At 73.2% G+C, this 26211-nt stretch carries 28 protein-coding genes and 1 tRNA gene; 12 read left to right on the plus strand and 17 right to left on the minus strand.

Annotated elements, in window-relative coordinates; all coding sequences use genetic code 11:
• Positions 1-34 precede the first annotated feature (34 nt).
• From BOQ63_RS24185 to BOQ63_RS24215, 7 genes are all read right to left on the minus strand, one after another.
• A complete protein-coding gene (locus BOQ63_RS24185) occupies positions 35-880 on the minus strand; it encodes an RNA polymerase sigma factor SigF (RefSeq protein ID WP_370863317.1) in 846 nt (281 codons plus the stop codon).
• 270 nt (positions 881-1150) lie between these two features.
• Entirely contained in the window at positions 1151-1444 is a 294-nt protein-coding gene (locus tag BOQ63_RS24190; RefSeq protein ID WP_030278492.1) for a Dabb family protein, read from the minus strand.
• A 12-nt stretch (positions 1445-1456) separates the two neighbouring features.
• On the minus strand, positions 1457-1621 hold the full coding sequence (locus tag BOQ63_RS24195; RefSeq protein ID WP_167344920.1) for a hypothetical protein: 165 nt from the start codon (positions 1619-1621) through the stop codon (positions 1457-1459).
• Positions 1622-2070: 449 nt separating this feature from the next.
• Positions 2071-2157: transfer RNA gene (locus tag BOQ63_RS24200), tRNA-Ser, on the minus strand.
• A gap of 100 nt (positions 2158-2257) precedes the next feature.
• Positions 2258-2785, minus strand: coding sequence for a tRNA adenosine(34) deaminase TadA (gene tadA / locus BOQ63_RS24205; RefSeq protein WP_078866975.1), 528 nt, complete (start codon positions 2783-2785; stop codon positions 2258-2260).
• Between the two features lie 50 nt (positions 2786-2835).
• Positions 2836-3393, minus strand: coding sequence for a tRNA adenosine deaminase-associated protein (locus tag BOQ63_RS24210; protein WP_030278496.1), 558 nt, complete (start codon positions 3391-3393; stop codon positions 2836-2838).
• A 291-nt stretch (positions 3394-3684) separates the two neighbouring features.
• The gene (locus tag BOQ63_RS24215; protein WP_030278498.1) at positions 3685-3921 is read right to left on the minus strand and encodes a hypothetical protein; all 237 of its coding nucleotides are present in this window, start codon (positions 3919-3921) and stop codon (positions 3685-3687) included.
• A 162-nt stretch (positions 3922-4083) separates the two neighbouring features.
• On the opposite strand from BOQ63_RS24215, the gene upp reads away from it, so the two are divergent.
• Positions 4084-4719, plus strand: a complete 636-nt coding sequence (gene upp, locus BOQ63_RS24220) for a uracil phosphoribosyltransferase (RefSeq protein WP_030278500.1) — start codon at positions 4084-4086, stop codon at positions 4717-4719.
• Positions 4720-4783: 64 nt separating this feature from the next.
• Here upp and BOQ63_RS24225 read toward each other — a convergent pair whose 3' ends face one another.
• From BOQ63_RS24225 to BOQ63_RS24240, 4 genes are all read right to left on the minus strand, one after another.
• Entirely contained in the window at positions 4784-5464 is a 681-nt protein-coding gene (locus tag BOQ63_RS24225; protein WP_094742895.1) for a LytR C-terminal domain-containing protein, read from the minus strand.
• A gap of 250 nt (positions 5465-5714) precedes the next feature.
• Positions 5715-6011 carry a type II toxin-antitoxin system VapB family antitoxin gene (locus BOQ63_RS24230; protein ID WP_030273186.1) on the minus strand — a complete coding sequence of 99 codons (297 nt, stop codon included), beginning with the start codon at positions 6009-6011 and terminating at the stop codon, positions 5715-5717.
• Between the two features lie 308 nt (positions 6012-6319).
• A complete protein-coding gene (locus tag BOQ63_RS24235) occupies positions 6320-7486 on the minus strand; it encodes a hypothetical protein (RefSeq protein WP_072654946.1) in 1167 nt (388 codons plus the stop codon).
• An 86-nt stretch (positions 7487-7572) separates the two neighbouring features.
• A complete protein-coding gene (locus BOQ63_RS24240; protein WP_030278506.1) occupies positions 7573-8247 on the minus strand; it encodes a rhomboid family intramembrane serine protease in 675 nt (224 codons plus the stop codon).
• A gap of 83 nt (positions 8248-8330) precedes the next feature.
• Here BOQ63_RS24240 and BOQ63_RS24245 point away from each other — a divergent pair, with 83 nt between their 5' ends.
• On the plus strand, positions 8331-8849 hold the full coding sequence (locus BOQ63_RS24245; RefSeq protein ID WP_030278508.1) for a YbhB/YbcL family Raf kinase inhibitor-like protein: 519 nt from the start codon (positions 8331-8333) through the stop codon (positions 8847-8849).
• Positions 8850-8894: 45 nt separating this feature from the next.
• Here the strand turns inward: BOQ63_RS24245 and BOQ63_RS24250 are convergent, their stop codons facing one another.
• On the minus strand, positions 8895-9875 hold the full coding sequence (locus BOQ63_RS24250) for a helix-turn-helix transcriptional regulator (protein ID WP_030551994.1): 981 nt from the start codon (positions 9873-9875) through the stop codon (positions 8895-8897).
• A 94-nt stretch (positions 9876-9969) separates the two neighbouring features.
• On the opposite strand from BOQ63_RS24250, the gene BOQ63_RS24255 reads away from it, so the two are divergent.
• Entirely contained in the window at positions 9970-11451 is a 1482-nt protein-coding gene (locus tag BOQ63_RS24255; protein ID WP_030278511.1) for an MFS transporter, read from the plus strand.
• Between the two features lie 207 nt (positions 11452-11658).
• Here the strand turns inward: BOQ63_RS24255 and BOQ63_RS24260 are convergent, their stop codons facing one another.
• Positions 11659-12300, minus strand: coding sequence for an HhH-GPD-type base excision DNA repair protein (locus tag BOQ63_RS24260; protein ID WP_046386337.1), 642 nt, complete (start codon positions 12298-12300; stop codon positions 11659-11661).
• 284 nt (positions 12301-12584) lie between these two features.
• Here BOQ63_RS24260 and BOQ63_RS24265 point away from each other — a divergent pair, with 284 nt between their 5' ends.
• From BOQ63_RS24265 to BOQ63_RS24275, 3 genes are all read left to right on the plus strand, one after another.
• The gene (locus BOQ63_RS24265) at positions 12585-12932 is read left to right on the plus strand and encodes a DoxX family protein (RefSeq protein WP_030278515.1); all 348 of its coding nucleotides are present in this window, start codon (positions 12585-12587) and stop codon (positions 12930-12932) included.
• A gap of 186 nt (positions 12933-13118) precedes the next feature.
• Positions 13119-15536, plus strand: a complete 2418-nt coding sequence (locus BOQ63_RS24270) for a terpene synthase family protein (protein WP_191093587.1) — start codon at positions 13119-13121, stop codon at positions 15534-15536.
• 138 nt (positions 15537-15674) lie between these two features.
• The gene (locus tag BOQ63_RS24275) at positions 15675-16472 is read left to right on the plus strand and encodes a VOC family protein (RefSeq protein ID WP_046387195.1); all 798 of its coding nucleotides are present in this window, start codon (positions 15675-15677) and stop codon (positions 16470-16472) included.
• Positions 16473-16535: 63 nt separating this feature from the next.
• Here the strand turns inward: BOQ63_RS24275 and BOQ63_RS24280 are convergent, their stop codons facing one another.
• On the minus strand, positions 16536-17324 hold the full coding sequence (locus tag BOQ63_RS24280) for an ArsR/SmtB family transcription factor (RefSeq protein WP_030278520.1): 789 nt from the start codon (positions 17322-17324) through the stop codon (positions 16536-16538).
• Between the two features lie 82 nt (positions 17325-17406).
• Here BOQ63_RS24280 and BOQ63_RS24285 point away from each other — a divergent pair, with 82 nt between their 5' ends.
• Both BOQ63_RS24285 and BOQ63_RS24290 read left to right on the plus strand, forming a co-directional pair.
• The gene (locus BOQ63_RS24285) at positions 17407-18696 is read left to right on the plus strand and encodes a cytochrome P450 family protein (RefSeq protein ID WP_318299379.1); all 1290 of its coding nucleotides are present in this window, start codon (positions 17407-17409) and stop codon (positions 18694-18696) included.
• Positions 18693-19502, plus strand: a complete 810-nt coding sequence (locus tag BOQ63_RS24290) for an isocitrate lyase/PEP mutase family protein (protein ID WP_223886030.1) — start codon at positions 18693-18695, stop codon at positions 19500-19502. The genes BOQ63_RS24285 and BOQ63_RS24290 overlap by 4 nt, the downstream gene beginning before the upstream one ends.
• A gap of 29 nt (positions 19503-19531) precedes the next feature.
• Here the strand turns inward: BOQ63_RS24290 and BOQ63_RS24295 are convergent, their stop codons facing one another.
• Positions 19532-20311: a TetR/AcrR family transcriptional regulator gene (locus BOQ63_RS24295; protein WP_072654948.1), complete on the minus strand. Its 780-nt coding sequence runs from the start codon at positions 20309-20311 to the stop codon at positions 19532-19534.
• Between the two features lie 244 nt (positions 20312-20555).
• On the opposite strand from BOQ63_RS24295, the gene BOQ63_RS24300 reads away from it, so the two are divergent.
• Both BOQ63_RS24300 and BOQ63_RS24305 read left to right on the plus strand, forming a co-directional pair.
• The gene (locus BOQ63_RS24300) at positions 20556-22073 is read left to right on the plus strand and encodes an MFS transporter (RefSeq protein WP_037828011.1); all 1518 of its coding nucleotides are present in this window, start codon (positions 20556-20558) and stop codon (positions 22071-22073) included.
• 175 nt (positions 22074-22248) lie between these two features.
• Entirely contained in the window at positions 22249-22953 is a 705-nt protein-coding gene (locus tag BOQ63_RS24305; RefSeq protein WP_150476085.1) for a helix-turn-helix domain-containing protein, read from the plus strand.
• A gap of 9 nt (positions 22954-22962) precedes the next feature.
• Here the strand turns inward: BOQ63_RS24305 and BOQ63_RS24310 are convergent, their stop codons facing one another.
• Positions 22963-23364, minus strand: a complete 402-nt coding sequence (locus BOQ63_RS24310) for a VOC family protein (RefSeq protein ID WP_072654951.1) — start codon at positions 23362-23364, stop codon at positions 22963-22965.
• Between the two features lie 74 nt (positions 23365-23438).
• Here BOQ63_RS24310 and BOQ63_RS24315 point away from each other — a divergent pair, with 74 nt between their 5' ends.
• Together BOQ63_RS24315 and BOQ63_RS24320 are read left to right on the plus strand one after the other, a co-directional pair.
• Entirely contained in the window at positions 23439-23969 is a 531-nt protein-coding gene (locus tag BOQ63_RS24315) for a GrpB family protein (RefSeq protein ID WP_072654952.1), read from the plus strand.
• Between the two features lie 108 nt (positions 23970-24077).
• Positions 24078-25043 carry a molybdopterin-dependent oxidoreductase gene (locus BOQ63_RS24320; protein WP_046385696.1) on the plus strand — a complete coding sequence of 322 codons (966 nt, stop codon included), beginning with the start codon at positions 24078-24080 and terminating at the stop codon, positions 25041-25043.
• On the opposite strand, the gene BOQ63_RS24325 is transcribed toward BOQ63_RS24320, so the two are convergent.
• The gene (locus BOQ63_RS24325) at positions 25018-26103 is read right to left on the minus strand and encodes an alpha/beta fold hydrolase (RefSeq protein ID WP_072654953.1); all 1086 of its coding nucleotides are present in this window, start codon (positions 26101-26103) and stop codon (positions 25018-25020) included. The two genes, BOQ63_RS24320 and BOQ63_RS24325, sit on opposite strands and share 26 nt — an antisense overlap.
• Positions 26104-26211: the final 108 nt, after the last annotated feature.

Here is a 26211-nt window from a genome sequence, read left to right on the forward strand (position 1 = left end):
GCGAGTTGTCACACGGGGGTAACGCGCTGCAACCTCACTCTTCCCAGGAGTTGCCGGTCCGAAGCCTCGTCAGGATCCGGGAGAGCAGCCGGGAGACGTGCATCTGGGACATCCCCAGCTCGGTGCTGATCTGCGACTGGGTGAGGTTGGCGAAGAACCGCAGCATCACGATCCGCCGCTCCCGTTCGGGGAGTTGCACCAGCAGGTGGCGGACCATGTCGCGGTGCTCGACCTCGGCCAGCGCGGAGTCCTCGTAGCCGAGCCGGTCCAGCAGGGCGAGGCCGCCCTCGTGCTCCTGGGCGGCCTCCAGGGAGGCCGCGTTGTAGGCGCGCCCGGCGTCCAGGCAGGCCCGGACGTCCTCCTCGGGGATCCGCAGGCTGGCGGCGATCTCGGGCACCTTGGGGGCCCGCCCGTGCAGTACCGTCAGCTCCTCCATGGCGCCGCTGACCTGCACCCACAGTTCCTGGAGCCGGCGCGGGACGTGCATGGTGCGGACGTTGTCCCGGAAGTAGCGCTTGATCTCGCCGAGGATGGTCGGCAGCGCGTAGGTGGGGAACTGGACGCCCCGGGTCGGGTCGAAGCGGTCGATCGCGTTGATCAGACCGATGGTGCCGACCTGGACGACGTCCTCCATCGGCTCGCTGCGGCTGCGGAAGCGGGTGGCCGCGTAGCGGACCAGCGGGATGTTCACCTCGATCAGCGCGGCCCGGACCCGCTCCCGCTCGGGGGCGTCCGGGGGCAGCTCGGAGAGCCGCTCGAACAGCACCCTGGTGAGCGTCCGGACGTCCACGGCGGGCCGGCCACCGGGGCCGCGAAGCCCGTCCGGGCGGAGCTCGCCGGCCGGGCTGATGATCGCCGCCAGTACCTCGTCCACGGACACGTCACCCCTCCCATAGTCGACAACGGCGGGCCCTGCGGATCGGGTGTCGCTGGCTGGTTCACACCTCGCCATGTCCGGCAAAACCGGTCATAGCATCACAAGGTGGGCGCAGGTCGGGCAAGCACCCGGTGGAGGTGTGTTGGTGGGGTGCCCGAACTCCCCGGCGCCCGCCGGCGAGGCGCCGCACGGGTCGTTCCCGGACAGAGCAGGACGCCCCGCCCGGAGGCCGGGCGGGGCGACGCGGGCCGTCCGGGGGACGGCCGGGCGGGATCAGACCTCGATGTCGGCGATCACCCAGGTCGCGAACTCGCGCCACTGGCCCGCCGCGGCCTGGTGCGCGGGGTGGGTCAGGTAGGCCTGGAGGGACTCGCGGTCCTCGACCAGGCTGTTGATCGCGTAGTCGTACGCGATGTCGCGCTCGGTGGTGTTCCAGCCGCACTCCCACTCGCGCAGCTCGGGGATCAACGAGCCGAGTTCGGCGAACGCCTCGGCGCCGGCGAGCGCGCGCTGGTCGTCCTTGGCGACGCCCTCGTTGAGCTTGAAGAGGACGAGGTGGCGGATCACGATGGCCGCTCCTTACTTGATCAGACCGGTCATGAAGGTACCGACCGCCTTGGCCGCGTTCGAGATGCCCTCGAAGCCCAGCTGGACGAGTTCGGCGGACCGGGCCGGTGAGGTGATGATCGAGTAGAGCACGAAGATGAGCAGGAGGACCATGCCGATCTTCTTCGCCTGCGCCATCGTGACCTTCCTCCCTGCGGTGGGCCGCCGTCATCCGGGTCCCCGAGCGGCCCTGCAGGGCAGCTTATCCACCGGACGGGCTATCAAGTGTGCGGCGCGTTGGCCCGGCGGGACGAAGGTCCCCGCGAGTGGGGCCTTTCTCCGGGTGCCCCGCCGTCGGCCCGGCGGCAGGATGGACGGCGTGCCCGGGGTCTGGCAGGAATCCCCGGCATGTGGATCCGGAGTTCCCCGCTGTGGGACCGGCCGTCGCGGCTCCCCCCGGACGCGGCACCGGTTGTGGGACTCCGCCGGGGGAGCGGTCGGCCCCCCCCGAGCCGCTCCCCCTCCAGGCTCCGTACGGGCCGGGCCGTGGTGGTCACGGGCCCGGAGTGCGGGGCCCTTTCCGCGTCCGGGGGTGCGCGCAAACGCCGAGGGCCCGTCCGGATCGGACGGGCCCTCGGGCTTTCCAGCGGTAGCGGTGGGATTCGAACCCACGGTGGAGTTGCCCCCACACACGCTTTCGAGGCGTGCTCCTTTGGCCGCTCGGACACGCTACCGAGGGGAACTCTACCGGACGGGTGGCGCGGTCACGAAATCCGTTCCCGGGGGCGGCTCGCCGACGGGAACGGCGGCGTGGTCGGCGGCGGGATCACGGGATCAGCGGTGGGTGTCGAAGAAGGCGCGCAGCTGCTCGCCGCACTCCTCGGCGAGGACGCCCCAGATCACCTCGGGCCGGTGGTTGAGCCGGCGGTCGCGCATCACGTCGAAGAGCGAGCCGGCCGCGCCGGCCTTCTCGTCGAGGGCGCCGTAGACCACCCGGTCGATCCGGGACAGCACGATGGCGCCTGCGCACATCGTGCACGGCTCCAGGGTGACCACCAGGGTGCAGCCGCCGAGCCGCCACTCCCCGGCCTTCCCGGCGGCCTGCCGGATCGCGACCACCTCGGCGTGCGCGGTCGGGTCGCCGACCGCCTCGCGCTCGTTGTGGCCGCGACCGAGCACCTCGCCGTCCGGGCCCAGGACGAGCGCCCCGACCGGGACGTCCCCGGTGGCCGGCGCCAGGGCGGCCTCGGCGATGGCGAGGCGCATCGGCGCCGCCCAGCGGTCGCGGACCGGGTCGGGGCGGACGGGGGCGGGCAGTGGGGGGACGTACGGGACGGTCAGCGGGGTGGATGCGGGCTGCATGGCATCCAGTGTCGGGCATCCGGTGGTGGACACCGGCCTGACCGGTGCCGCTACCGGACCGCCTCCAGGACCTCGCCGCAGCCCAGCGCCTCGGCGATCTCCTCCAGGGCGTCGCCCGGCACCGCGCCCTCGCCACTGAGGGCGAGCAGTTCGTCGGCGGCCAGGCCGAACTCGGTGAGCAGGTGGGCGTCGCCCAGCGGGCCGACCGGGACGCCGCCGCGGCCGTCCGCGTCCTCGTCGTCCTGCTCCTCGGCCTCGGCCTCCTCGTCCAGCAGGTGGTCCAGGTCGCCGAACTCGCTCTCGCCGGCCTGGTCGACCAGCTCGTCGGTGAGGACGGAGCCGTAGGAGCTGCGGGCGGCGGCGGCGCCGTCCGACACGAAGATCCGCGGGTCGTCCTCACCGTCCACCCGGACGATGGCGAACCAGGAGTCCTCCTGTTCGATGAAGATCAGGACGCTGTCGTCGTCCTGGGCGGAGCCGCGGGCCAGGTCGGCCAGATCGGCCAGGGTTTCGACGTCGTCGAGCTCCGTCTCGCTCACATCCCACCCGTCCTCGGTGCGAGCAAGCACTGCAGCGAAGTACGCCACCAGGGACACTCCCAAGATCATCGGTCTCGGCTGTCGGCGCGCTCGGGCGACGCGAAAATCTGGCCGCCCCCGCGCCAGAGGCGGTCCGCTTGTTCGGACCGTCCCATCGGAATCGTGACAGAAAGCCCGCCCTTGCGGGGGCTGTTCGGCAGCGCGTCTTTGCAGGTCGTGTCGGAAGGGCCGGGCGGCCGGCGGCCGAGCCGGGCCGGGGCCCGCCGACGCCGGTCGAATTTTGGCCCGAACGCCTGTCGGGTCGGTGACGGGCCGGGCCGGGGTCGGATCGCAGGGGTGGGGGAGCCGGGCCGGGCCGGCTCAGATGCGGAAGGTTCGCATCCGCATCGCTTCGCGCATCCGGCGTTCCTTGGTCCGTCGGGGCTGGACCCGCTCCCTCAACTCGCGGGCCTCGGTGAGCTCGCGCAGGAAGACGGCCCGCCGCCTGCGGCGCTCCGACTCGGTCTCCGGGGGGTCCTGCGGCGGGCCGGCGTGAAGGGCCGCCCCGCCGACGGGCTCGTCCGCCGAGCCGTCCCCGGCTTTCGGGTTGCTCGTCATAAGACGTGACATTCCCAGAAGCGCCGGGTTGATACCACAGGAACCGGTTCCGTCCGGACATCCGCCGCTCGTCACGGCGTGTCACCGAAAGGTGACCGCGGCCGGTGGGCGGCCTGGCACGGCGTGTCGTACAGGCGTCCAGGACCGGGCTAACCTCGGTACATGCGTCTCCACGTCGTCGACCACCCCCTGGTCGCCCACAAGCTCTCCACCCTGCGCGACGAGCGCACCGACTCGCCGACCTTCCGTCGCCTGACCGACGAGCTGGTGACCCTCCTCGCCTACGAGGCCACCCGGGACGTCCGCACCGACGAGGTGGAGATCACCACCCCCGTGGCGGTCACGCTCGGCACCCGGCTCAGCTACCCGCGTCCGCTGGTCGTGCCGATCCTGCGGGCCGGTCTCGGCATGCTGGACGGGATGACCCGCCTGCTGCCGACCGCCGAGGTCGGCTTCCTCGGCATGGTGCGCAACGAGGAGACCCTGGAGGCCTCCACGTACGCCACCCGGATGCCCGACGACCTCTCCGGCCGCCAGGTCTACGTGCTCGACCCGATGCTGGCCACCGGCGGCACCCTGGTCGCGGCGATCAGGATGCTGATCGAGCGCGGCGCCACCGACGTCACCGCCGTGGTGCTGCTGGCCGCGCCGGAGGGCGTCGAGGTGATGAAGCGCGAGCTGGCCGACCTGCCGGTCACCGTGGTCACCGCCGCGCTGGACGAGCGGCTGAACGAGAACGGCTACATCGTCCCCGGCCTGGGCGACGCGGGCGACCGGCTGTACGGCACGGCCGGCTGACCTTCCGAACGTCCGAGAGCCCCCGGCCGCGCGGCCGGGGGCTCTGCTCTTCCCCGCCGTGCGGTCAGCAGCTGCCGGTGGCGCTCGGGGTGGGGGAGGGCTTGATGGCCAGGGCGAGGGCGGCGGCCGCCTGGGTCTCGTCCAGCAGGGCGTTGTAGCTGTCGCCGATCACGAAGTCCACGCTGGCGTCGGTGCGGGCGTCGGCGGTGACGGTGGCCCCGGCGATCTGGGAGCTGACCAGCGTGCCGGCGGCGGCGCCGGTCGGGCCGGCGATCACCTGGGCGGTGCCGGGCACCTTCTTGTCCAGTTCGGCGGGCGCGTTGCCGACCTTGCCGATGACGAAGCCGCGCTTCTTGAGCTCGTCGGCGGTCCGCCCGGCCAGGCCGGCCTTGGTGGTGGCGTTGTAGACGTTCACCGTGACGGCCGTGGGCGCGGGGACGGCGTGCGGGTCCAGCGCGGCGGCCGGGGCGCCGGAGGCCGCGGGGGTGCCGGGGGTGGCGCCCGGGGTCGGGGCGGCCAGCGGCTTGCCGGACGGGTCGGCGCAGGCCTGCGCGGAGGCGTTTCCGGTCCTGCCGCGGAAGATGTCGTACAGCTGCACGCCGCCGAGGCCGATCAGGGCCAGGGCGAGCAGGGCCGCGAGCGCGGCGATCACCTTGCGACTCTTCTTCGGGGGCCGGCCAAGCCGCGGGTAGGCGTTGCCGGTGATGCGGTACTGCTTCCCCTTGAGGCCTTGGGGAGTCAACATGCTCACGGTTTGTCTCCCCCTCGTGCCGGGGCGGGGTCGGGATGACGGGCGGCCGGGCAGAGGCGTCCTCCCGGTGCGGGCGGATCCCCTGGTCGCGGCCGTAGTCAGCAGCGTAGTGCCGGACAGCTGGGAAGGTACTAAATGATCATCATCTGGCGTACCCCGGCACCCGAAAGGAGGTACCCGGGTACGCGCGGACCGCCCTCCGCCGGGTGGCGAGGGGGCGGTCCGGGAAATCGCCGTGCGGCCGTCAGTCCATTTCGAGGACACGGGCGTGCAGCACCTGGCGCTGCTGCAGCGCGGCCCGTACGGCCCGGTGCAGCCCGTCCTCCAGGTAGAGGTCGCCGTGCCACTTCACCACGTGGGCGAAGAGGTCCCCGTAGAAGGTCGAGTCCTCGGCCAGCAGGGTTTCCAGGTCGAGTTGGCCCTTGGTGGTCACCAGCTGGTCGAGCCGCACCGGACGCGGGGCGACGTCAGCCCACTGGCGGGTGCTCGTCCGGCCGTGATCCGGGTACGGCCGCCCATTGCCGATGCGCTTGAAGATCACACGGAAAGCCTACCGTTCGGACGGCGGATGGCCCAGCAGCCGCGGGGGCGCCACGCGCACGGTTGTGGGCTGGGGGTGGGTGATTGCGGCTGTTTGATGGGAAATGTCGTGAACATCGCCCGGTCGCGGCCGGGTTCAGGCCGTGTTTTTGGCGTCTGATCCCGTCCGGTCGCGTGCACCGATGTCCTCCGCCCCGCCCCGCAGACCGTCCGGGAGGTCAGGGGGACGTCTCCGGCCGCTCGGCCGGGCGGCGGCTCGGGCAGGAGATCCCGCGCAGCCTGTTCGGGACGTCCAGTGGCGGCGGTGAGTCAGCTCCCGAGCGCGGCGCCGATCCGGTCGAGGGAGGACAGCCGCATCAGGCCGTAGTGGTAGAACTCGACCTCGGGGACACCGAGGCCGCGCAGCACCCCGATCTTGGCGGCGAGGTTCTCCGGTCCGTCGCAGTCCGCGGCCATCGGGCGAAGGATCACCGCCATCCGCTCCGGCCGGACGCCGTGCAGGGCGAAGGCGGCGAGCTTCTCCCGGACGGCCTCCGGGGTCCCGGCGTAGCCGAGGGTCTCGATCTGGTCGGTGGCCGCGGCGAGGGCGGGCAGGTCGATTCCCGCCAGCCAGCCCCTGCCGGGGCCGCCGCCGTCCATGAAGCTCAGCCGCATGCCGTGGTGGCGGGCGCGTTCGGTGAGTTCGGCGGCGAGCGAGGTGACGGTGGCGGCGGAGGCGTCCACGTAGCCGGCGAAGGCGCCGTCGGCGAGGGCGCTCAGGTCGGCGGGCTCGGCGGCGGCCTCCTGATCGGCCAGGCGGCGGCGCAGTTCGGCCCGGACGGCCTCGGCCACCTGCTCGGCCGGGACGCCCGTGCGGGTGGCGGCGGCGCGGCAGTGCGGGCAGAAGCAGACGCCGAGCAGGGCCTCGGCGGTCGGGCCCAGCTCCTCGAAGTAGCGCTCGTGGTGGTAGCCGTGGCGCAGGCCGTGGAAGTGCAGGGACTCCGCGCGGATCGCGTCCACGCCGTACCGCGCCAGCTCCTCGACCAGGGTCAGCGCGTACTCCCGTACCTCGGGGTGGGCCGGGCAGAGCTCGGTGAGGTGGCGGTCGCCGAAGGCGTTGGCCGGGGCGCAGTCGGGGTGGGCGAAGCCGAGCCGGTCGTTGTGGCAGAAGACCGTCCAGGCGTGCAGCCTGAGGCCGCGGCGGCCGGCCTCGGCGGCGGCCTCGGCGAAGGGGTCGCGCGCGCCGATCGCGGTGGACGGGACGGGCGCCAGGCGACGACCCGCCCAGCGGGCCGGGTCGGGGCGGAAGTACGCGGCGCCGGGCTCCAGGTAGCGGATCACCCGGCGGGGGTTGCGCGGGAAGACGTCGCGGGCCTCGTGGTAGACCGAGGCCAGGGTGACACCGCCGACGCCGGCGCGGTCGGTGAGGTTGCCGAAGAAGGTGTCGGCGCCCTCGTCGAGCAGGTCGGTGGCGAAGGCGAGGACGGACGACTCCACGGTGCGGCTCCGGAGCTGGGGACGGGTGCGTCGTTCACGCTAGCCGGAGGGCCGGTAATGGTCTATACCTGGTGTGCCCGGTCGGGTCACAGGCCCAGGTCGTCCAGCTCCTTGAGCAGGGCGGCGTTGGGGCTGCCCGGGGCGGGAGCCGCGGGGACGGGCTTCGGTGGCTCCTGGTTGCGGAGCCGCGCCGGGTTGCGGAGCAGGTAGGCGGCGGCCAGTCCGCCGATCAGCCCGCCGAGGTGGCCCAGCCAGCTGACGCCGTGGGCGATCGGCAGCACGCCGATCAGGATCGTCCAGTAGACCGCGGCGACGCCGACGCCGACCACCGCGTCCAGCAGGTTGCGGTCGAGGACGCCGCGCAGCACCACGTAGCCGAGGTAGCCGTAGACCATGCCGCTCGCCCCGGCCGTCACGGTGTTCGAGCTCTCCAGCAGCCAGATGGTGAGCCCGCCGGACACCGTGATCACGAGGCTGGCCAGCAGGAACTTCCGCATGCCGCGGTAGGCGGCCAGGAAGCCCAGCACGAACAGCGGCCAGGAGTTGGAGATGATGTGGTCCCAACTGAAGTGCAGGAACGGCATGGTGAACATCTCGGGCAGGTCGTCCACCCGCTCCGGGCGCAGGCCGTACTCCTTGGACAGGTCGTAGTCGTCCAGCCAGTTGACCACCTGGACGGACCAGATGACGGCCTGGATCCCGAGCATGGTGAACAGCGCGCGGCGGGAATCCGAGAACAACTGGGCGAGTTTCGAGGCCATGTCGTCGACTGTAGGGGCGGCCGGATCGGTCGTGCACCCCATTACAGTGATCCGTGTCATTCCGAGCGTGAGAGGTGCACCCCATGAGTGTTCGTCCGCCGTTGCCGTACGAGTTCCTGCCGCGGGTTCCGTCCTTCGAACTGAGCAGCCGGGACATCACCGAAGGCGGCACGCTGGGTCAGGAGTTCATCCACGGCGGCGGCAACCTCTCGCCGCAGCTGTCCTGGTCGGGCCTGCCGGAGGGCACCCGGAGCATCGCCGTCACCTGCTACGACCCGGACGCGCCGACCGGCTCCGGCTGGTGGCACTGGCTGGCCCTCAACCTGCCCGCCGACACCACCGAACTGCCGCGCGGCGCCGGCTCCTCGGACGAGTCCCTGCCGGGCGCGGCCTCCTTCCACGGGCGCAACGACTTCCCGGACAACAAGTACGACGGCGCCGCCCCGCCGCCCGGCGCCCCGCACCGGTACGTGTTCGCGGTGCACGCGCTGGACGTGGAGAAGCTGGACGTCACCGCCGACACCCCGGCCGCCCAGATCGGCTTCAACCTCACCTTCCACACCCTCGGGCGGGCGCTGCTGACGGCCGAGTACGGGGTCTGAGCCTCCTTTCCGCCGGGGCCCGCCGTCCACAGAGCGGCCCCCGGCTCAGCCCCCCGGCTCAGCCCCCCGAGGCGCCGCGCGGTCGGCCCGGTCCGCGATCGTGCGCAGGTGCTCGCGCAGCTCCGGCGGCTCGTGCACCTCGAAGTCGCAGTCCAGCATCAGCAGTCCGGCCGCCAGCCACTTCAGCGAGTCGGCCCGGGAGCGCAGACGGCAGCTGTGGTCGTCGATCGGTTCGAGCTCGTAGTCGCCGGTCCAGGGCATCCAGCCGTCGACCTCGGCGGCGGGGCGGTGGACGGTGGCCACCATGGTGTGCGTCGGTGAGTGGCGGCGCAGCCGGCTCGCGACGAACCCGGCGGCGTCCTCGGCCGGGAGCGGGCGCGGGGTGAAGCGGGCGCCGGTGGCGAACGGTTCGGTGATCCGGTCGACCCGGAAGAGCCGCCAGTCGTCCCGGTCCAGGTCGTAGCCGATCAGGTACCAGCGGCGGCCGGTCGAGACGAGCCGCTCGGGCTCGACGTTGCGCCGGGTCTCGGCGCCGTCGCGGGCCCGGTAGGCGAAGCGCAGCCGCTCGTGGTTGGTGACGGCGCCGGCGAGCAGGGTCAGGGCCTCCGGGTCGACGGTCGGGCCGTCCCCGGTGAGCAGCGGCACGGTGGCCGTGTTCAGGGTGCCCACCCGGTGCCGCAGCCGGCCCGGCAGCACCTGGAGCAGCTTGCCGAGTGCCCGTACCGAGGCCTCCTCGATGCCGACCACGGCGTGCCCGGCGGCCGCCCGCAGGCCGACCGCGATGGCCACCGCCTCCTCGTCGTCCAGGAGCAGCGGCGGCATCGCGGTGCCCGCGACCAACCGGTAGCCGCCGACCGCGCCCATGGTGGCCTGCACCGGGTAGCCGAGGTCGCGCAGCCGGTCGATGTCCCGGCGGATGGTGCGCGGGCTGACGCCGAGCCGCTCGGCGAGTTCGCTGCCGGGCCACTCGCGCGGGGTCTGCAGCAGGGACAGCAGGTTCAGCAGCCGGGCCGGCGTGTCACTCATGCCCTCCAGCATGCCGGAGGAACTGGGACAGGGTCTGACCTACATGACCCGTACCGTTCCGGACGTGCAGCAGCGGACGAGTGAGGAGAACGGAATGACTACGGCGGGAGCCGACCGGCGGAGGTGGATCGCGCTGGCGATCGTGATGGTCGCCTCCTTCATGGACCTGGTGGACGTCACCATCGTCAACATCGCCATCCCGAGCATCCAGCAGGACACCGGCGCCTCCTTCAGCGCCATCCAGTGGGTCACCGGCGGCTACGCGCTGGCCTTCGCGATCGGCCTGATCACCGGCGGGCGGCTCGGCGACATCCACGGCCGCAAGCGGCTCTTCCTGATCGGCATCGGCGGCTTCACGCTGGCCTCGGCGCTGTGCGGGCTGGCCTCCGGCCCGGAGATGCTGGTCGCGATGCGGATCCTGCAGGGCGGGACGGCGGCGCTGATGGTGCCGCAGGTGCTGTCGATCATCCACGCGACCTTCCCTGCGGAGGAGCGCGGCAAGGTGTTCGGGATGTTCGGCGCGGTGGTCGGGCTGGGCGCGGTGTCCGGTCCGATGATCGGCGCGCTGCTCACCGAGTGGAACCTGCTGGGCCTCGAGTGGCGGCCGATCTTCCTGATCAACCTGCCCGTCGGCATCGCCGGGCTGCTGCTCGGACGCCGCTTCATCGACGAGTCCAGGGCCGAGCACGCGCTCAAGCTGGACCTGGTCGGCGTGGCGCTGGCCAGCCTCGGCCTGCTGATGCTGATCTACCCGCTGACCCACGGCCGGGAGGCCGGCTGGCCGCTCTGGGGCTACCTGTCGATGGCCGGCAGCCTGCCGGTGTTCGTGCTCTTCGTGGTGTACGAGAAGGCCAAGACGCGGCGGGACGGCTCGCCGCTGGTCGAGCTGTCGCTGTTCCGGGTGAAGAGCTTCGCGGCCGGGATCTGCGTGCAGCTGGCCTTCGGCGTCGCGCTCGGCATCTTCTTCCTGGTCTGGACGCTCTACATGCAGGTCGGCCTCGGCTGGAGCCCGCTCAAGGCGGGTGCCACCGGCATCCCGTTCTCGCTCGCGGTCTCCACGGCGGCCGGGCTCTCGGTGCAGAAGCTGGTGCCGCGGTTCGGGCGCAAGGTGCTCCAGGCGGGCGCGCTGATCATGGCGGTGGGCGTGCTCGTCTACATCGGGGAGGCGCACCGGTACGGGACGGGCATCGCGCCCTGGCAGATGGCGCTGCCGCTGGTGGTGATGGGCCTCGGGATGGGGCTGATCGTCGCGCCGATCACCGACGCGATCCTCTCCGAGGTGCCGCGCCGGCACGCCGGGTCGGCCTCGGGGCTGATCAACACCGTGCAGCAGGTCGGCAACGCGCTCGGGCTCGGGCTGGTGTCGGTGGCCTTCTTCGGGGCGATGGACGACGTGGTCGCGCCGGACGCGCTGGGAACGGCCTTCGGCGGGGCGTTCGTGCACGCGATGTGGTGGGTCGCGGGGGTGCTGCTGGCGGTGTTCCTGCTGATGTTCGCGCTGCCGCGCAAGCGCGGGGTGGCGGTCGAGGCCGGTGCCCCGGACGGCGCGGAGCAGCGGGAGTCCGTCCTGGTGTGACGGCTCCGGGTTTCCGGTCCCGGGCTTCCGGTCCCGGGTTTTCGGTTCCGGGTTTTCCGATCTCGGGGGGGGGAGGGCCTCGGTCGCGCTGCGCGGCCGGGGCCCTCGTCGCTCACGGGGAGGGCCGCATCCGCGGGCGGTACGCCTACGCGCTGGTGCCCGCCAGCCGGTAGTCGCGGCCGCTCCCGGCCGGGGCCGGCCGGCGGCTCAACGTGCGCCGGAGACGGCCGCGGTGGCCGTCCGGGTGGTGGTGCGGGGCTTGGCGGCGGCCTTGGCCTCCTTCGCCGCGCGCTTCGTCTCCTGCTTGAACTCCCGTACCAGAGCGAGGGATTCGGGACCGGTGATGTCGGCGACCGAGCGGTGCGCGCCTTCCTCGCCGTAGACTCCGGCGGCCTCGCGCCAGCCCTCGGGCCGTACCCCGTACTGCTTGCCGAGCAGGGCGAGGAAGATCTGCGACTTCTGCTTGCCGAAGCCGGGGAGGGCGTTGAGGCGGCTGAGCAGTTCCTTGCCGGTGCGGGCGTCCTTCCACAGCGCGGCGGCGTCTCCGTCGTACTGCGCGACGAGGAACTGGCACAGCTGCTGCACCCGTTTGGCCATCGCGGCCGGGTAGCGGTGGACGGCCGGTTTCGCGGAGAGCAGGGCGACGAACTCCTCCGGGCTGTAGGTGGCGATCTCGTGGGCGTCCAGGTCGTCCCGGCCGAGGCGCTGGGCGATGGTCAGCGGGCCGGTGAACGCCCATTCCATTGGCACCTGTTGGTCCAGCAGCATGCCGACGAGCGCGGCGAGCGCACTCCGTCCGAGCAGTTCGTCGGCCTCGGGCTGCTGGGCGAGCCGGACGGTGACGTTCATGAGGTGTGGCCTCCTCGGAGTTGACGTCGGTCGGCGCCCAGTCTGGATGACGTGACGTGGACGGACGCGGTCAACACGCCCGTACCTGGGGAAGTCTTGGTGATTCCAGCCCTTGTCAGACAGGCTTTGTTCGTTGGCGGAGCGGTTGTTGGCCGTTTCCCGGCGGCGGTGCGGAAACAATTTTGTCCGCGGCTGTCACATCCGCCTGGTGCTCCGGGTCAGTGCTGTGTCCGACCGGATCCGATCGACTCGGATCGACCAGCCATCGAACGGGGAGTGCTCCAATGTCCGTCGCCCACATCGTCGTCACCGTCCTCGGCGCCCTCATGGTCGGCTTCTCGGCGTACTCGGTCTTCGCCAAGGCCGAGTACGTCGTGGGGCCGCTCGCCGAGTACGGCGTTCCGCGCGCCTGGTGGACCTGGCTCGGCGTCGCCAAGGCGGCCGGGGCGCTCGGCCTGCTGGCCGGCCTCGCCGTCCCGGCCGTCGGCTACGCGGCCGCCGTCGGCATCGTGCTCTACTTCCTCGGCGCCGTGATCACCGTCGCCCGTGCCGGCGCGTACGCCCACATCCCCTTCCCCCTGATCTATCTGGCCCCGGCCGCCGCCTCCCTCGCCCTGGGACTCGCGGCCTGACCGGCCTCCCACCGCGGGGGCGGGTCGGTCGTCGGCGCGGGAGTCGGCCTGGAGTTCGACCGGGGGGTCGGGCCGGTGGTTCGAGCAAGTGGGTCATTTCATATGACTGTTTGGGTTGCGGCGGTGGGTCGAGGTGGCTGGGGTCATCCTTTCTCCAATCGACGCGTCCAGAAAGGCTCGCCCGCCGTGACCCAGCCGTTCGAACTGCCGTCCTTCTACGTGCCGCACCCGGCGCGACTCAATCCCCATCTGGACGAGGCGCGGGCCCATTCCTCGGAATGGGCCCGGGAGATGGGGATGTTGGAGGGGTCCGGGATCTGGGAACAGTCGGACCTGGACGCCCACGACTACGGACTGCTCTGCGCCTACACCCATCCCGACGCCTCCGCCGAGGCGCTGTCGCTGGTCACCGACTGGTACGTCTGGGTGTTCTTCTTCGACGACCACTTCCTCGACATGTACAAGCGCACCAACGACCGGCGGGCCGGCAAGGCACACCTCGACCGGCTGCCGTTGTTCATGCCGGCCGACCCGGCCGCTCCGATGCCCGAGCCGGAGAACCCGGTCGAGGCGGGCCTGGCCGACCTGTGGCGCCGAACCGTGCCGGTGATGGGGGAGGACTGGCGGATCCGGTTCGCCGAGAGCACCCGCAACCTGCTCAACGAGTCACTGTGGGAGCTCGCCAACATCGACGCCGGCCGGATCGCCAACCCGGTCGAGTACATCGAGATGCGCCGCAAGGTCGGCGGGGCGCCGTGGTCGGCGCAGCTGGTCGAGTACGCGGCCGGGGCCGAGGTGCCGAAGGAGGTGTCCGGCTCGCGGGCGCTGCGGGTGCTGATGGACGCCTTCTCCGACGGTGTGCACCTGCGCAACGACATCTTCTCGTACCAGCGCGAGGTCGAGGACGAGGGCGAACTGAGCAACGGCATCCTGGTGTTGGAGCGGTTCCTGGAGTGCTCCACCCAGGAGGCCGCCGAGGCGGTCAACGACCTGCTCACCTCGCGGCTGCAGCAGTTCGAGAACACCGTGTTCACCGAACTGCCGGTGCTGTTCGCGGAGACCGGGCTCGACCCGGAGGGCCGGGCCCGGGTGATGGCGTACGTCAAGGGGCTGCAGGACTGGCAGTCCGGCGGGCACGAGTGGCACATGCGGTCCAGCCGTTACATGAACGGCGGTGGATCGGCGGCCGGTTCGGCCGGTGAGGTGGCGCCGGGTTCGGGCGGAGCACTGCCCGGGATGCCCGGGGCCGGCAACTGGTGGGACCGGTACGCGATCGGCGGGATCGGGACCTCGGCGCTGGACATCCTGCGCAAGGGGGCCGGGACGGCGCAGGACCCGGCGGCGCCGGCCGTACGGCGGGCGCGGTCGCACGCGCACGTGCCGTTCCAGCCCGTCGGGCCGTCCCGGCTGCCGGAGTTCGAGCTGCCGTTCGCGCTGTCGCTCAGCCCCCACCTGGACGGCGCGCGGGAGCGGGTGGTCGAGTGGGCCGAGCGGGTGGGCCTGCTGGCCGAGCACCCCGGCGTCCCCGGATCGGGCATCTGGGACGCCGAGTCGATGCGCGACTACGACCTGCCGCTCTGCGCGGCCGGCATCCACCCCGACGCCAGTGCCGACCAACTCGACGTCGCTTCGGCCTGGTTGGCCTGGGGCACCTGGGCCGACGACTACTACCCGAGGGTCTTCGGCAGCACGCGCGACCTGGCCGGGGCCAAGGCCGCCAACGCCCGGCTGCCGCTGTTCATGCCGCTGGACGGCGAGCCGGTGCCGGAGCCGGTCAACGCGCTGGAGCGCTCGCTCGCCGACATCTGGGAGCGGACCGTCGACCCGATGACCGTCGAGGCCAGGGGCGCGCTGCGCGAGTCGATCGAGGTGATGACGGCCAGTTGGATCTGGGAGTTGAGCAACCAGATCCAGAACCGTGTCCCGGATCCGGTCGACTACCTGGAGATGCGCCGCTCCACCTTCGGCTCCGAACTCACCACGATGCTCGCCCGGCTCGGCCACGGGAGGACCGTCCCGCCGGAGGTGTACCGGCACGGCTCGATGCGCGCGCTGGAGAACTCCGCGATGGACTACGCGTGCATGATGAACGACGTCTTCTCGTACCAGAAGGAGGTCGAGTACGAGGGCGAGCTGCACAACGCCGTGCTGGTGGTGCAGAACTTCTTCAACTGCGACTACCCGTCGGCGCTGCGGATCGTCGGCGACCTGATGCACTCGCGGCTGGACCAGTTCCGGCACGTCGCGCAGAACGAACTCCCGGTCATGTACGAGGACTTCGCGCTCGGCGCGGAGACCCGGGAGACGCTCGACGGGTACGTGAAGGAGCTGGAGAACTGGCTCGCGGGCATCCTGAGCTGGCACCGGGGCTGCCGCCGGTACCGCCCCGAGGACCTGGAGCGGCACTTCGGCGCCGAGCGGGACCTCGCGGGCGCGGTCCGGGCCCGGGCGGAAGCGGCGGCCGCGACCGGGGCCGGGGCCGGGGTGGGCGTGGGGAGCGGAACGGGCGCGGTGCCGCTCGGCCCGACCGGCCTGGGCACCGCCTCGCTGCGCGCGCCGGTGAGCGGGGCCGTACCGGTGAGCGGGGCCGCACCGGTGAGCTGAGCCGTACGCCATTGCCGGAGCGGCGCACCCGTGCGGGCCATCCCGCGCGGGTGCGCCGAGCCGTGGCTAGGCTGACCAGTCGGGGGCCGTGCGCGCCTTCCGGCGCGCGTCCGCACCGTCATGGACGAGGGCTGAGAGATGGCTGCGCTACCTGAGGGCACACCCTGTTGGGCCGACGCGATGTTCACCGACCTGGAGGGCGCCAAGGCCTTCTACGGCGACGTCCTGGGCTGGACCTTCGGCGAGAGTTCGTCGGAGTTCGGCAACTACACCCAGGCGTACTCGGACGGCAGGGCCGTCGCAGCGATCGTGCCGCCGATGCCGGGGAGCCAGGCGCAGTCCGCCTGGTGCCTCTACCTGGCCTCGCCGGACGCCGCCGCCACCGCCGAGCGCATCCGGACCCACGGCGGCGAGGTGGTGATGGGGCCGATGCAGGTCGGCGACTTCGGCACCATGGTGATCGCCAGGGACCCGGGCGGGGTGGTGTTCGGCGTCTGGCAGGCCGGGACCCACGAGGGCTTCGAGAAGCAGGACGAGCCCGGGGCGTACAGCTGGGCCGAGATCGTCACCCGCGAACCCGGGAAGGCCGACTCCTTCTTCCCGGCGGTCTTCCCTTACGGCACGCGGAAGATGGACTCCGAGCAGATCGACTACCGGATGTTCCTGGTCGGCGGCCGGCCGGTGCTGGGCCGGATGGGGGCGCAGGGCGACTTCCTGCCGCCCGAGGCGCCCTCGTACGTGAGTGTCTACTTCGCCGTGGACGACGCCGACGCCGCGATCGAGCGGCTGAAGAAGAACGGCGGCGCGGTGTACTTCGGGCCGATGGACAGCCCGTTCGGCCGGTTCGCGGCGGTCGGCGACCAGCAGGGCGCGGCCTTCGGGCTGATCGACCTCGGCCGGAGGGTGGGCGCGCAGCCGCCGACCGCGGACGTCTGACGGGCCGGTGGGGTGGTCCGGGTGCGCTCCTCGAAGGAAGCCCGCGGGAGAGCTCAGGACACCTCAGGACACCTCGACGCCGAGCAGCTCGCGCAGCGCCCGGCAGCCGTCCGGGGTGACTTTCAGGGCCCGGCCGGTGCCGATCCGCTCGACCCAGGCACGGTCCAGCGCGGTGCGGCACAGGGCCGCGCCCAGCGCGCCGCCGAGGTGGCTGCGGCGCTCCGTCCAGTCCAGGCAGCTGCGCACCACCGGGCGCCCGCCCGGGCGGCCGGCGTGCGGCGGCAGTTCGATCGCCTGCGCGGCCAGCCAGTGGTGACCGCGCTCGGTGACGGCGAGCCCGGCGTGGTCGGTGACCAGGCCGTGGTCGAGCAGGGCGTCGGCGAGGGTTACGCCGAGGCGGCCGGCCAGGTGGTCGTAGCAGGTGCGGGCGCGGGCCTCGGCGCTCTGCCGGGTGGCCTCGCCGAGGTTGCGGGGCGCCGACCGCACGGCGGGGGCGGGAGCGTCGCCGGCGGGGGCGTCGGCGGTGGGAGCGGCAGCGGCGCCGGTGGACACGGCGGCCTCGGCCGTGGCCTGGGCGAAGACGGCGAGGTCCTCGATCACGGTCGCCACGGCGGTGGAGGCCAGCCGGACGTACCGGTGCCGCCCCTGCCGTGCCTCGGCCAGCAGCCCGCCCGTGATCAGCCGGGACAGGTGCTCGCTGGCCGTGGACGGCGCGACGCCCGCCGAGCGGGCCAGCTCGCCCGCCGTCCAGGCGCGGCCGTCCAGCAGCGCGCAGCAGAAGGCGGCGCGGGTGGGGTCGGCGAGCAGCGCGGCGAAGGCGGCGAGCGCCGAGCCCCGTGGGTCCACTGTCATGCGTCCATGGTCGGCCATGCCTCCAGGGTCGACCCGGCACTGTTCGGCCGGCGCCGAAACGACCCGGGACCACGATGGCGGCATGAGCGATCCGTGGCCCCAAGACCCGACGTCCCCTGAAGTGACGTCCCCCGAACTGACCTTCTCCCGCTACGAGGACGTGACCGCGGCCCTGGCCGACCCGGCACTGGTCCCGCCGCCCGCGACGCCCGGCCCGTACGGCACGGTGGCCTGGCTGCGCTCCGCCGTCGCCCGGTTCAGCGCGGGCGAGCCGCACGCCCGGCGCCGGGCGCTGGTGCTGGCCGACCTGGAACGGCTGGACCCGGGCGAGCTGCGGGTCCTGGCAGCGGGCGGCTTCGACCCGGACCTGCGGCTGCGGGTGGTGCGGACGCTCGCGCGGGCGCTCGGCCTGGCGGACCCGGAGGCCGTCGCCCGGGACGTGAAGGCGGTGGCCCGGGCGTACTTCGAGCCGGCACCGGACGATCCGGCGGCGGACGCCGCGGTGGCCCGGCTGCTGCCCGCGATGGGCGACGAGGACCCGGAGACGGCCGCGAACCGGATCGGGCTGCTCGTCCAGGCCTGCGAGGCCACCGCCACCCTGGTCGAGCACGCCCGGCGCAACGGCGGCGGACCGGCCGCAGCCCTGCGGGACGACCCGCCGATCCGGGCGATGCGCCGCTCCGCCGCCCGGCCTACCGAGGTCGGCGGGACCGTCGTCCCCGCGGGGGTGCAGGTGCTGCTCGACCTCGACGCCGCCCGGGAGCCGGGTCGCGAGCCGCTGGCCTTCGGCGCCCCGCCCCGGCTGTGCCCGGGCCGCTCGCAGGCCCTGGTGATCGCCGAGGGCATCCTGTACGGCTCCTCCGACCCGGCGGACACCTCCCGGCCGCCCGCCGAGGAACCCTGCTCGCAGGCCGAACTGGCCGCCCTGATCCCGCAGATGATCGACCACGTGCTCGCCCTGGCGGCCACCTGGACGGCCTGGGACGGCCGCCCGTTCCTCAACGCCGACGGCCGAACCTACACCCCGCACAAGGCGATCCGCCGGGTCACCGACCATCTCCTCGACCACTGGGCCGAGTTGGAGGCCCGCCTGGCGGGCGAGCCGGCCACCGCCGACCACTGGCACGCCTCCAACGTCACCACCCCGGCCGACCTGGTGCCGTTCACCGTCGCCGACCTGGACGAGGCCCGCAGCCGCCTCACCCGGCTCGGCCGGATCTGGTCCCTGCGGGTCGCCGCGCTGCCGGAACGGCAGTTGGACGACTCGCCGGGGGCGGGCTGGAGCTTCCGGCACATCGTCTGCCACCTCGCCCGGACCGGCTCCTACTACGTGGACTCGGTGGGCCCGATCGGACAGCAGGGCGCAGTATGACCCCGCCCGCCGCGATGAACCGGCCCGCCGCGATGACCCCGTTCGCCGCCCTGCACCACCGCCCCGGCCGTCCGCTGCTGCTCCCGAACGCCTGGGACCACGCCTCGGCCGCCGCCCTCGCCGCCGCCGGCCACCCCGCGATCGGCACCACCAGCCTGGGGGTGGCGGCCGCCGCGGGACTGCCCGACGGCGCCGCCGCCACCCGTGCGGAGACCGTACGGCTGGCCCGGCGGCTGGGCCGCGACGGCTTCCTGCTGAGCGTCGACGCGGAGTCCGGCTTCAGCGACGATCCGGACGAAGTGGCCGCCCTGGCCGTTGAGTTGGCGGCGGCCGGCGCGGTCGGCATCAACCTGGAGGACGGCCGGCCGGACGGCACCCTGGCGCCGTCCGCCGTCCACGCGGCGAAGGTCGCGGCGGTGAAGGCCGCCGTGCCGGAGCTGTTCGTGAACGCCCGCACCGACGCCTACTGGTGCGGCACCGAGGGCCCCGAGCCGGAGGCCGTACGGCGGCTGGACGCCTACCAACGCGCGGGCGCGGACGGGTTGTTCGTGCCCGGGCTGGGCGATCCGGCGGTGATCGCCCGGCTGGTCGGCGGACTGTCCGTCCCGCTCAACATCCTCTGGTCGCCCGGCGGTCCGGGCCTCGCCGAGCTGGCCGGGCTCGGGGTGGCGCGGGTCAGCCTGGGCTCGCTGCTGTACCGCTCGGCGCTGGCGGCGGCGGTGGCGACGGCCGCCGCCGTGGCCTCGGGCGGGCCGGTCGGTCCGGTGCCGGGTTACGCCGAGGTCCGGGCACTGAGCGGGAGTTGAGGGTCGGGCGGGCCGCGGGCGGTCCGGGTTCAGTGCCCGGGCCACCGCCTCGCCTCGATCCCGTCCAGGATCACGTTGAGGCCGCGGAGGAAGCCGCTGTCCCGGCCGGCCTTGATCTCGTCCGGCACCTGGGTGGTGTACAGCCGGTGCAGTCGCGGGTGCGTCCTGGTGGCTTCGACGACGGCGGGCAGCAGCTGGTCCAGGAACTCCTGCTCACCCCGCCCGCTCCTGCTCAGCGCGCTCAGCCAGGCGGCCTCCACGCTGGCGGTGCCGATGGTGTAGCCCACGACGACGCCCATCACGTCGTTGGCCTCGGCGAGTCCGAAGCCGGCCGCCTCCATCAGGGCCAGCAGGGCCTCGGAGAGCCGCATCCAGTTGGGGCCGAGGTAGACCATCCCGACGTCGCCCATCACGGTGACCATCCAGGGGTGGCGCACGACGGCCGCGCGCATGCCCTCGGTGCACTCGACGATGACCGCACGCCAGACCGCCGGGTCCTCGGCGCCCTCGGCGCGGGCCAGCGGGAGTTCGCCGAAGACGTGGTCGACGACCAGGGCGAGCAGTTCCTCCTTGTTGGCGACGTGGGTGTAGAGCGAGGTCGCGCCGGCGTTGAGGCGGGCGCCGAGCTTGCGCATGCTCAGCGCGTCGATGCCCTCGGCGTCCAGCAGGGCGAAGGCCTCGGCGACGATCTGCTCGCGGCTGAGGGCGGGCTGGGGCCGCCGTTTCTGCGGACGGTTCCACGGCGACGCGATGCCCGGCTGGGGGCCGGTCCGGTGCTCCGGCGGGGTGTCCTCCGACTTGGCCGTCATCAGGCTCTCCATTCCACGTGCCCCCTGGTCGGGTGCGGTCCGTCCAGCATAGGCCCCGGCGCCGCACACCGTACGGCCTTGCGAACAGTGTTCGGTCTCCGTACAGTGTTCGGCGTGGCGCACACCGTTCGGTCGGGGACGGGTGAACGGTGTGCGCCGCGAGGGACTTCCGCGCGGCTCGTCGCCGACGCGAGGACGTGCGCGGGGCCGCGGCCGACGCGCCGAATCACAAGGGGGGATCGCGGTGGACCGTCACCCGCGTCGCTGGCTCATCCTGGTCGTGCTCTGCCTCAGCAGCCTGGTGCTGGTGATCGACAACATGGTGCTCACGGTGTCCGTCCCGCCGATCGCGGAGGATCTCAAGGCCGGGGCACAGGACATCCAGTGGATCATCGACTCGTACATCCTGGTCTTCGCCGGGCTGCTGCTGACCTCGGGAAGCCTGTCCGACCGGTTCGGACGACGAAAAGTGATGATCATCGGGCTGGCGCTGTTCGGGGCCGCCTCACTGGTCGCGGCGGTCGCCGCCAGTCCCGGTGAGCTGATCGCCGGCCGGGTGCTGATGGGCGTCGGCGGCGCCCTGGTCATGCCGAGCACCCTCTCCATCCTGATCACCGTCTTCGACGACGAGGAGCGGCCCAAGGCGATCGCCGCCTGGAGCGCGGTGGCCATGATCGGCCTGGTCGGCGGCCCGGTGCTGGGCGGCGCGCTGATAGCGCACTTCTGGTGGGGTGCGGTGTTCCTGCTCAACGTGCCGGTCGCGGCGGTGGCCATCGTCGCGGCGGTCGTGCTGATGCCCGAGTCCAAGGGCCCGTGGCGCAAGCCCGACCTGCCCGGCATGCTGCTCTCGATGGTCGGCATGACCGCACTGGTCTGGTCGATCATCGTCCTCCCGCGGGACGGCTTCGCCCACGTCGGCACCCTCGCCTCGATGGCCGTCGCGGTCGCCGCGCTCACCGCCTTCGGCATCCGCCAGGTCCGCACCGACTCGCCGATGGTCCCGCTCAAGCTGTTCCGCAACCGGGTCTTCACCGGTGCGAGCTTCTCCCTCGTGCTGCTCACCTTCGCCACCGGCGGCCTGATGCTGGTGCTCACCCAGTACCTGCAGTTCGTCCTTGAGTTCACCCCCACCGACACCGGCCTGGCCTTCATTCCGCTGGCCGTCGCCTCGCTCGCCTTCAACGTGATCGGCGCCGCGCTCGGCAAGAAGCTCCCGGCGCGGGTGCTGACCGCCGTCGGCATGGTGATCATCGCGGCCGGGTTCGGCCTGCTGGCCACGCTGTCGGTCGGCGACGGCTTCACCAAGGTCGCCCTGGCCATGCTGGTGCTCGGCATCGGCTCCGGCCTCGGCATGCCGGCCGCCGCCAACGCCCTGATGGGGGCGATCCCCGGCGAGCACGCCGGCGTCGGCTCCGCGCTCAACGACACCATCCAGCAGTCCGGCGCCGCGCTCGGCGTGGCCATCCTCGGCACCGTGCTCTCCAGCACCTACACCGGCTCGATGCCCGCGGACGCCCCCGCCTCCGCCCGGCACGCCATCACCGACGCCCTCGCCCTCTCCGCCGGCAGCGGCGACACCGGCCTGGCCCGGGCCGCCCGGGAGGCCTTCAACACCGCCACCTCCACCACCTTCACGGTCAGCGGGATCGCCGTCCTGGCAGCGGCGGTGCTCACCCTGGTGCTGATGCGGGGCACGGCGGCCGCCCAGGCCCCGGCCGAGCCCGCCGAAGCCGTCGAGCCCGCCGTCGAGGCGGTGGCCTGAGCCCCTCCGCAGCGGCCGGTACCCCGCCGGCCGTGACCCCCCACCGGCCCCGGCTGCCCCGCGCAGCCGGGGCCGGCGGGCTTCCCGGGCGCGGGCTTCCGAGGGCCGCGGGCTTTCCCGGGGGCCGCGGGTTTTCAGGGCGCACGCCCCGTCCGGCCCGCGTAGCCTTCGGACCATGTCCACCCACTACGCGGAGCGCCCGTCCCGTTTGCCGGGGGCGGTGCTGTGGACGAAGGGCGGAGGCGGGGCGGGGGCCGACGGTGCAGCGGGCGGGCTGGTGCTGCCGGACGGGTGCATGGACCTGCTGTGGACGGAGGGCCGGCTGCTGATCGCCGGGCCGGACACCCGGGCGTTCCGGCCCGGGCCGGGGCTGGGCGGGCCGTGGGCGGGCGTCCGCTTCCGCCCCGGGGCGGGGCCCGCGCTGCTCGGCGTACCGGCGCACGAACTGCGGGACCGCCGGGTCGAGTTGGCGGACCTGTGGCCCGGCTGCGAGGCGCGGCGGCTGACCGAGCGGATCGACGCGGCACCGGACCCGGCCGCCGCACTGGAGGAACTGGCGCTGCGCCTGGCGGCCGCGGCGCCGCCCGAGGACCCGCTGGTACGGGCGGTGGCCGCTGCACTCGCGGCCGGGCGCGGCGTCGCGGCGACGGCCGAGGCGGTCGGGCTCGGGGCCCGGCAGCTGCACCGCCGCTCGCTGGCCGCATTCGGCTACGGCCCCAAGACCCTCGCCCGGATCCTGCGGCTGCAGCGCGCCCTGGGGCTGGCCCGTTCCGGCGTCCCGCTCGCCGAGACGGCGGCCCGGACCGGCTACGCGGACCAGGCGCACTTGGCCCGTGACGTACGGGAGTTGGCCGGGACGCGGCTGACGGCGCTGCTGTGACGCGAGGCTCTACAGCGGCGCGAGCAGGTCGACGCCGTTGCCGTCCGGATCGAGCAGCGAGGCGTACCGCTGGCCCCAGAAGGCGTCCCACGGCTTCAGCTCCCCGTGGTACCCGGTGTCCGTCAGTTCCCGGTACACCGCGTCCACGTGCGCCGGGCTCTGGCAGCGGAAGGCCAGCGCCGCCCGGGCACCGCCGATCGGCGGCTGCCGGTCGGGGTGGAAGGAGCGGATGGTCGCCTCGGTGTCGAGAACCAGGAGCAGCCCGCCGGGCAGCTCGGTCTCGACGTGCGGCTCCTGCTCGGAGCCCTCGGGGAAGACGAGCCCCAGCCGCCGGTAGAAGGCGACCGAGGCGGCCATGTCGGCGACGGCGAGGCCGACGAAGGCGAACTGCGGTGCGGGTGTGCGGTCCATGCCCGCCACGGTAGGCGGGGCACGGGCGGGCGGTCTTGAACGAATCGGACGTCCACGGGCGATTCCCTCCCGGAATGCCGGACAGCGCCCCCGACCTCGACGAACCGATTCACCTCGCGCCGTACGACCCGGCCTGGGCCGCCCTCGGCCCGGCGCTGGCGGACCGGCTCGCCGACGGGCTGTGGGGGCTCGGAGTGGCGGCCGGGGCCGAGCACATCGGGTCCACCTCGGTGCCCGGCCTGGCCGCCAAGCCGGTGCTCGACGTCCAGATCGGCTGCGCGCCCGGGGAGACCGACGCGGTGGTCGGCCACGTCCGCGGCCTCGGCTTCGAGTACCTGGGCGAGGCGGGCGTCCCCGGGCGGCACTACCTGCGGCGGCGCGACGACCAGCCCGCCAACGTCCACGTGGTGGAACTCGGCGGGCCGCTGTGGACCGACAACCTGCTGTTCCGCGACCACCTGCGGGCCCACCCCGAGGAGGCCGCCCGCTACGCCCGGGCCAAGCGGGAGGCCGCCGGGGCCACCGGCCGACTGCTCGCCTACTCGGCGCACAAGGCGGCGACGGTGGCCGAACTCCTGGCGCGGGCGCGCGAGGCCCGGGCCTGAGCGGCGGCCGGGGAGTCCGGGCCCGAGCGGCGGCCGGGCGGCCCGTTGTCAGTCGCTCCTTGTACCGTCGATCACGGCAGCAGTGGTCTTCGCACGGGGGTGTGACGCATGTTCAGGACGGACCCGGAGACGCCGGACGTCTTCCGTACGCCGGTCGACGAGGTCTTCGTCCGCAGCCACCTCGGCCGGCACCCGCAGTTCGACCCCGCCGGCTGGACGCTCACCGTCGAGGGCCTGGTGGAGCGGCCGCTGCGACTGGACTTCCGGGATCTCCGAGGCCTGCCGCAGACCGGCTTCACCGCCGTCCACGAGTGCTTCGGCAATCCGCGGCACCCCACCGTGCCGACCCGTGCCGTCACCAACCTGGAGTGGGCCGGCGTGCCGCTCGCCGAGGTGCTGGCGCTGGCGGGTCCGCGTCCGGAGGCCCGGCACGTCTGGCTGGAGGGCGCCGACCGCGGCGACTTCGCGGGGGAGAGCGACGTGAGCTACCTCAAGGACCTGCCCCTGGAGGAGGCGCGCGCCGAGGTCGTCCTCGCCCACACCATGAACGGCGAACCGCTGCGCCCCGACCACGGCCACCCGGTGCGGGCGGTGGCGCCACGGATGTTCGGCACCAACTCGGTCAAGTGGCTGACCAGGATCGTGCTGGCCGCCGAGCGGCCCGAGCACCTCTTCACCACCCGCCTGTACACCCGCGTCCTGCCGGGGGAGAGCGAGTCGCGGCCGGTCCGGGAGAAGGACGTCAGCAGCAAGCTGCTCACCCCGGGGGACGGGCGGTCCGTCCCGGCCGGGGACTGCGAACTGGCGGGCTACGCCTGGAGTTCCACCGAGGTGACGGCCGTCGAGGTCGCCGTGGACGACGCCGACTGGCAGCCCGCCGAGCTGGACCGGCGGGGCCCCGGCTTCGGCTGGCAGCGCTTCCGGCTCCGGCACGACCTCGCCCCCGGCCCGCACCGCATCCGCTGCCGGGCCACCGACTCGGCCGGGCGGGTCCAGCCGCTCACCGGGGACCGCAACGCCGTCCACGAGATACGGGTGACCGCGGAGGTCAGCGGGCGGCCGGCTGGGCGGTGACGGCCGGGCGGACGTGGGTGAGCATCAGGTCGAGGAACCGGTCGGGGTGGCGGAAGCTCGCGAAGTGGCTGGCGTCGCGGATCAGCGTGAACTCCTTGACCGGAGCGGTGACGTCGTCGAAGAACCGCCTGGCCGGCGCGGGCGGGGTCAGGACGTCGCTGTCGCCCTGGAAGACGAAGAACGGGATCCGGAAGTCCGTCCCCTCCGCCCGCTCGTCGAGGGCGGCGGCCTCCAGCTGGAGCCGCTCGGAGAACTCCATGGCCTTGAGGTAGGACCGCAGGCCGCGCAGGGTGTGCAGGGGTGAGAACCAGAGCGAGCGCATCACCACGGTCTTCATGGTGTCGTAGGAGAGCGGGTCGCTGGTGAGGACCAGCTTGTTGTACTCGGCGACGTCCCTGGTGGTCCACTTCGAGCGGTCGGCGCCCATCGCCACGGCGGCGGCCAGCTCCTTCTCCTTCTTCCGGCCGGCGGCGCGCAGCCGGGCGAGCAGGGCGTCGTAGGCGGTGCGCTCCCGGCCGCCGTCGATGATGTTCTGGTCGGTGCCGACGTAGCCGGAGTACAGCTCCGGGTGGTTGCGGGCCAGCCGCAGGCCGAGGACGGTGCCGAAGGAGTTGGCGACCAGCAGCAGCCGGTCGACGCCGAGCCGGGCCCGCAGGTGCTCGGTGACTTCCAGGGCGTCGCGGTACAGCTGCTGGTGGGTGAGCTCGCCCTGCCCCTGCGGGCCGCCCGCGGCGAAGGTGAATCCGGCGCCGCGCATGTCCCAGCGGACGATGGTGAAGTGCTTCTCCCAGGCGCGGGTGCGGGGGAGGAAGACCAGGTTGGAGGCGCCGGGGCCGCCGAGGATCTCCAGGACGACCGGGTTGCGGCGGTCCTCGCCGCGGATGGAGACCCACTGGTCGATGCCGCCGATCCGGACGAAGCCGGACTCCTCGATGCCCGCCGGGGCGGTGATCCGCAGCTTCCCGGCGAACGCGGCGCGCTTGAGCTGCCGGTAGCCCAGCAGGCCGGCGACGGGAGCGGCGAGGGCGGCGGCTGAGACGGTGGCGATGGTGGCGAGCATGGTGTATCCCCCAAACTGTTTATCGCGTCAGCAGATGTGTTTAAGGTATATACAGTTCGAGGCGCTGTCAACGGGCGGCGCCCGGGAACAGCCGAGGACCGTCGAGAG

The organism is Streptomyces viridifaciens (assembly GCF_001888885.2).
GTDB classification, from domain to species: Bacteria; Actinomycetota; Actinomycetes; order Streptomycetales; family Streptomycetaceae; genus Kitasatospora; species Kitasatospora aureofaciens.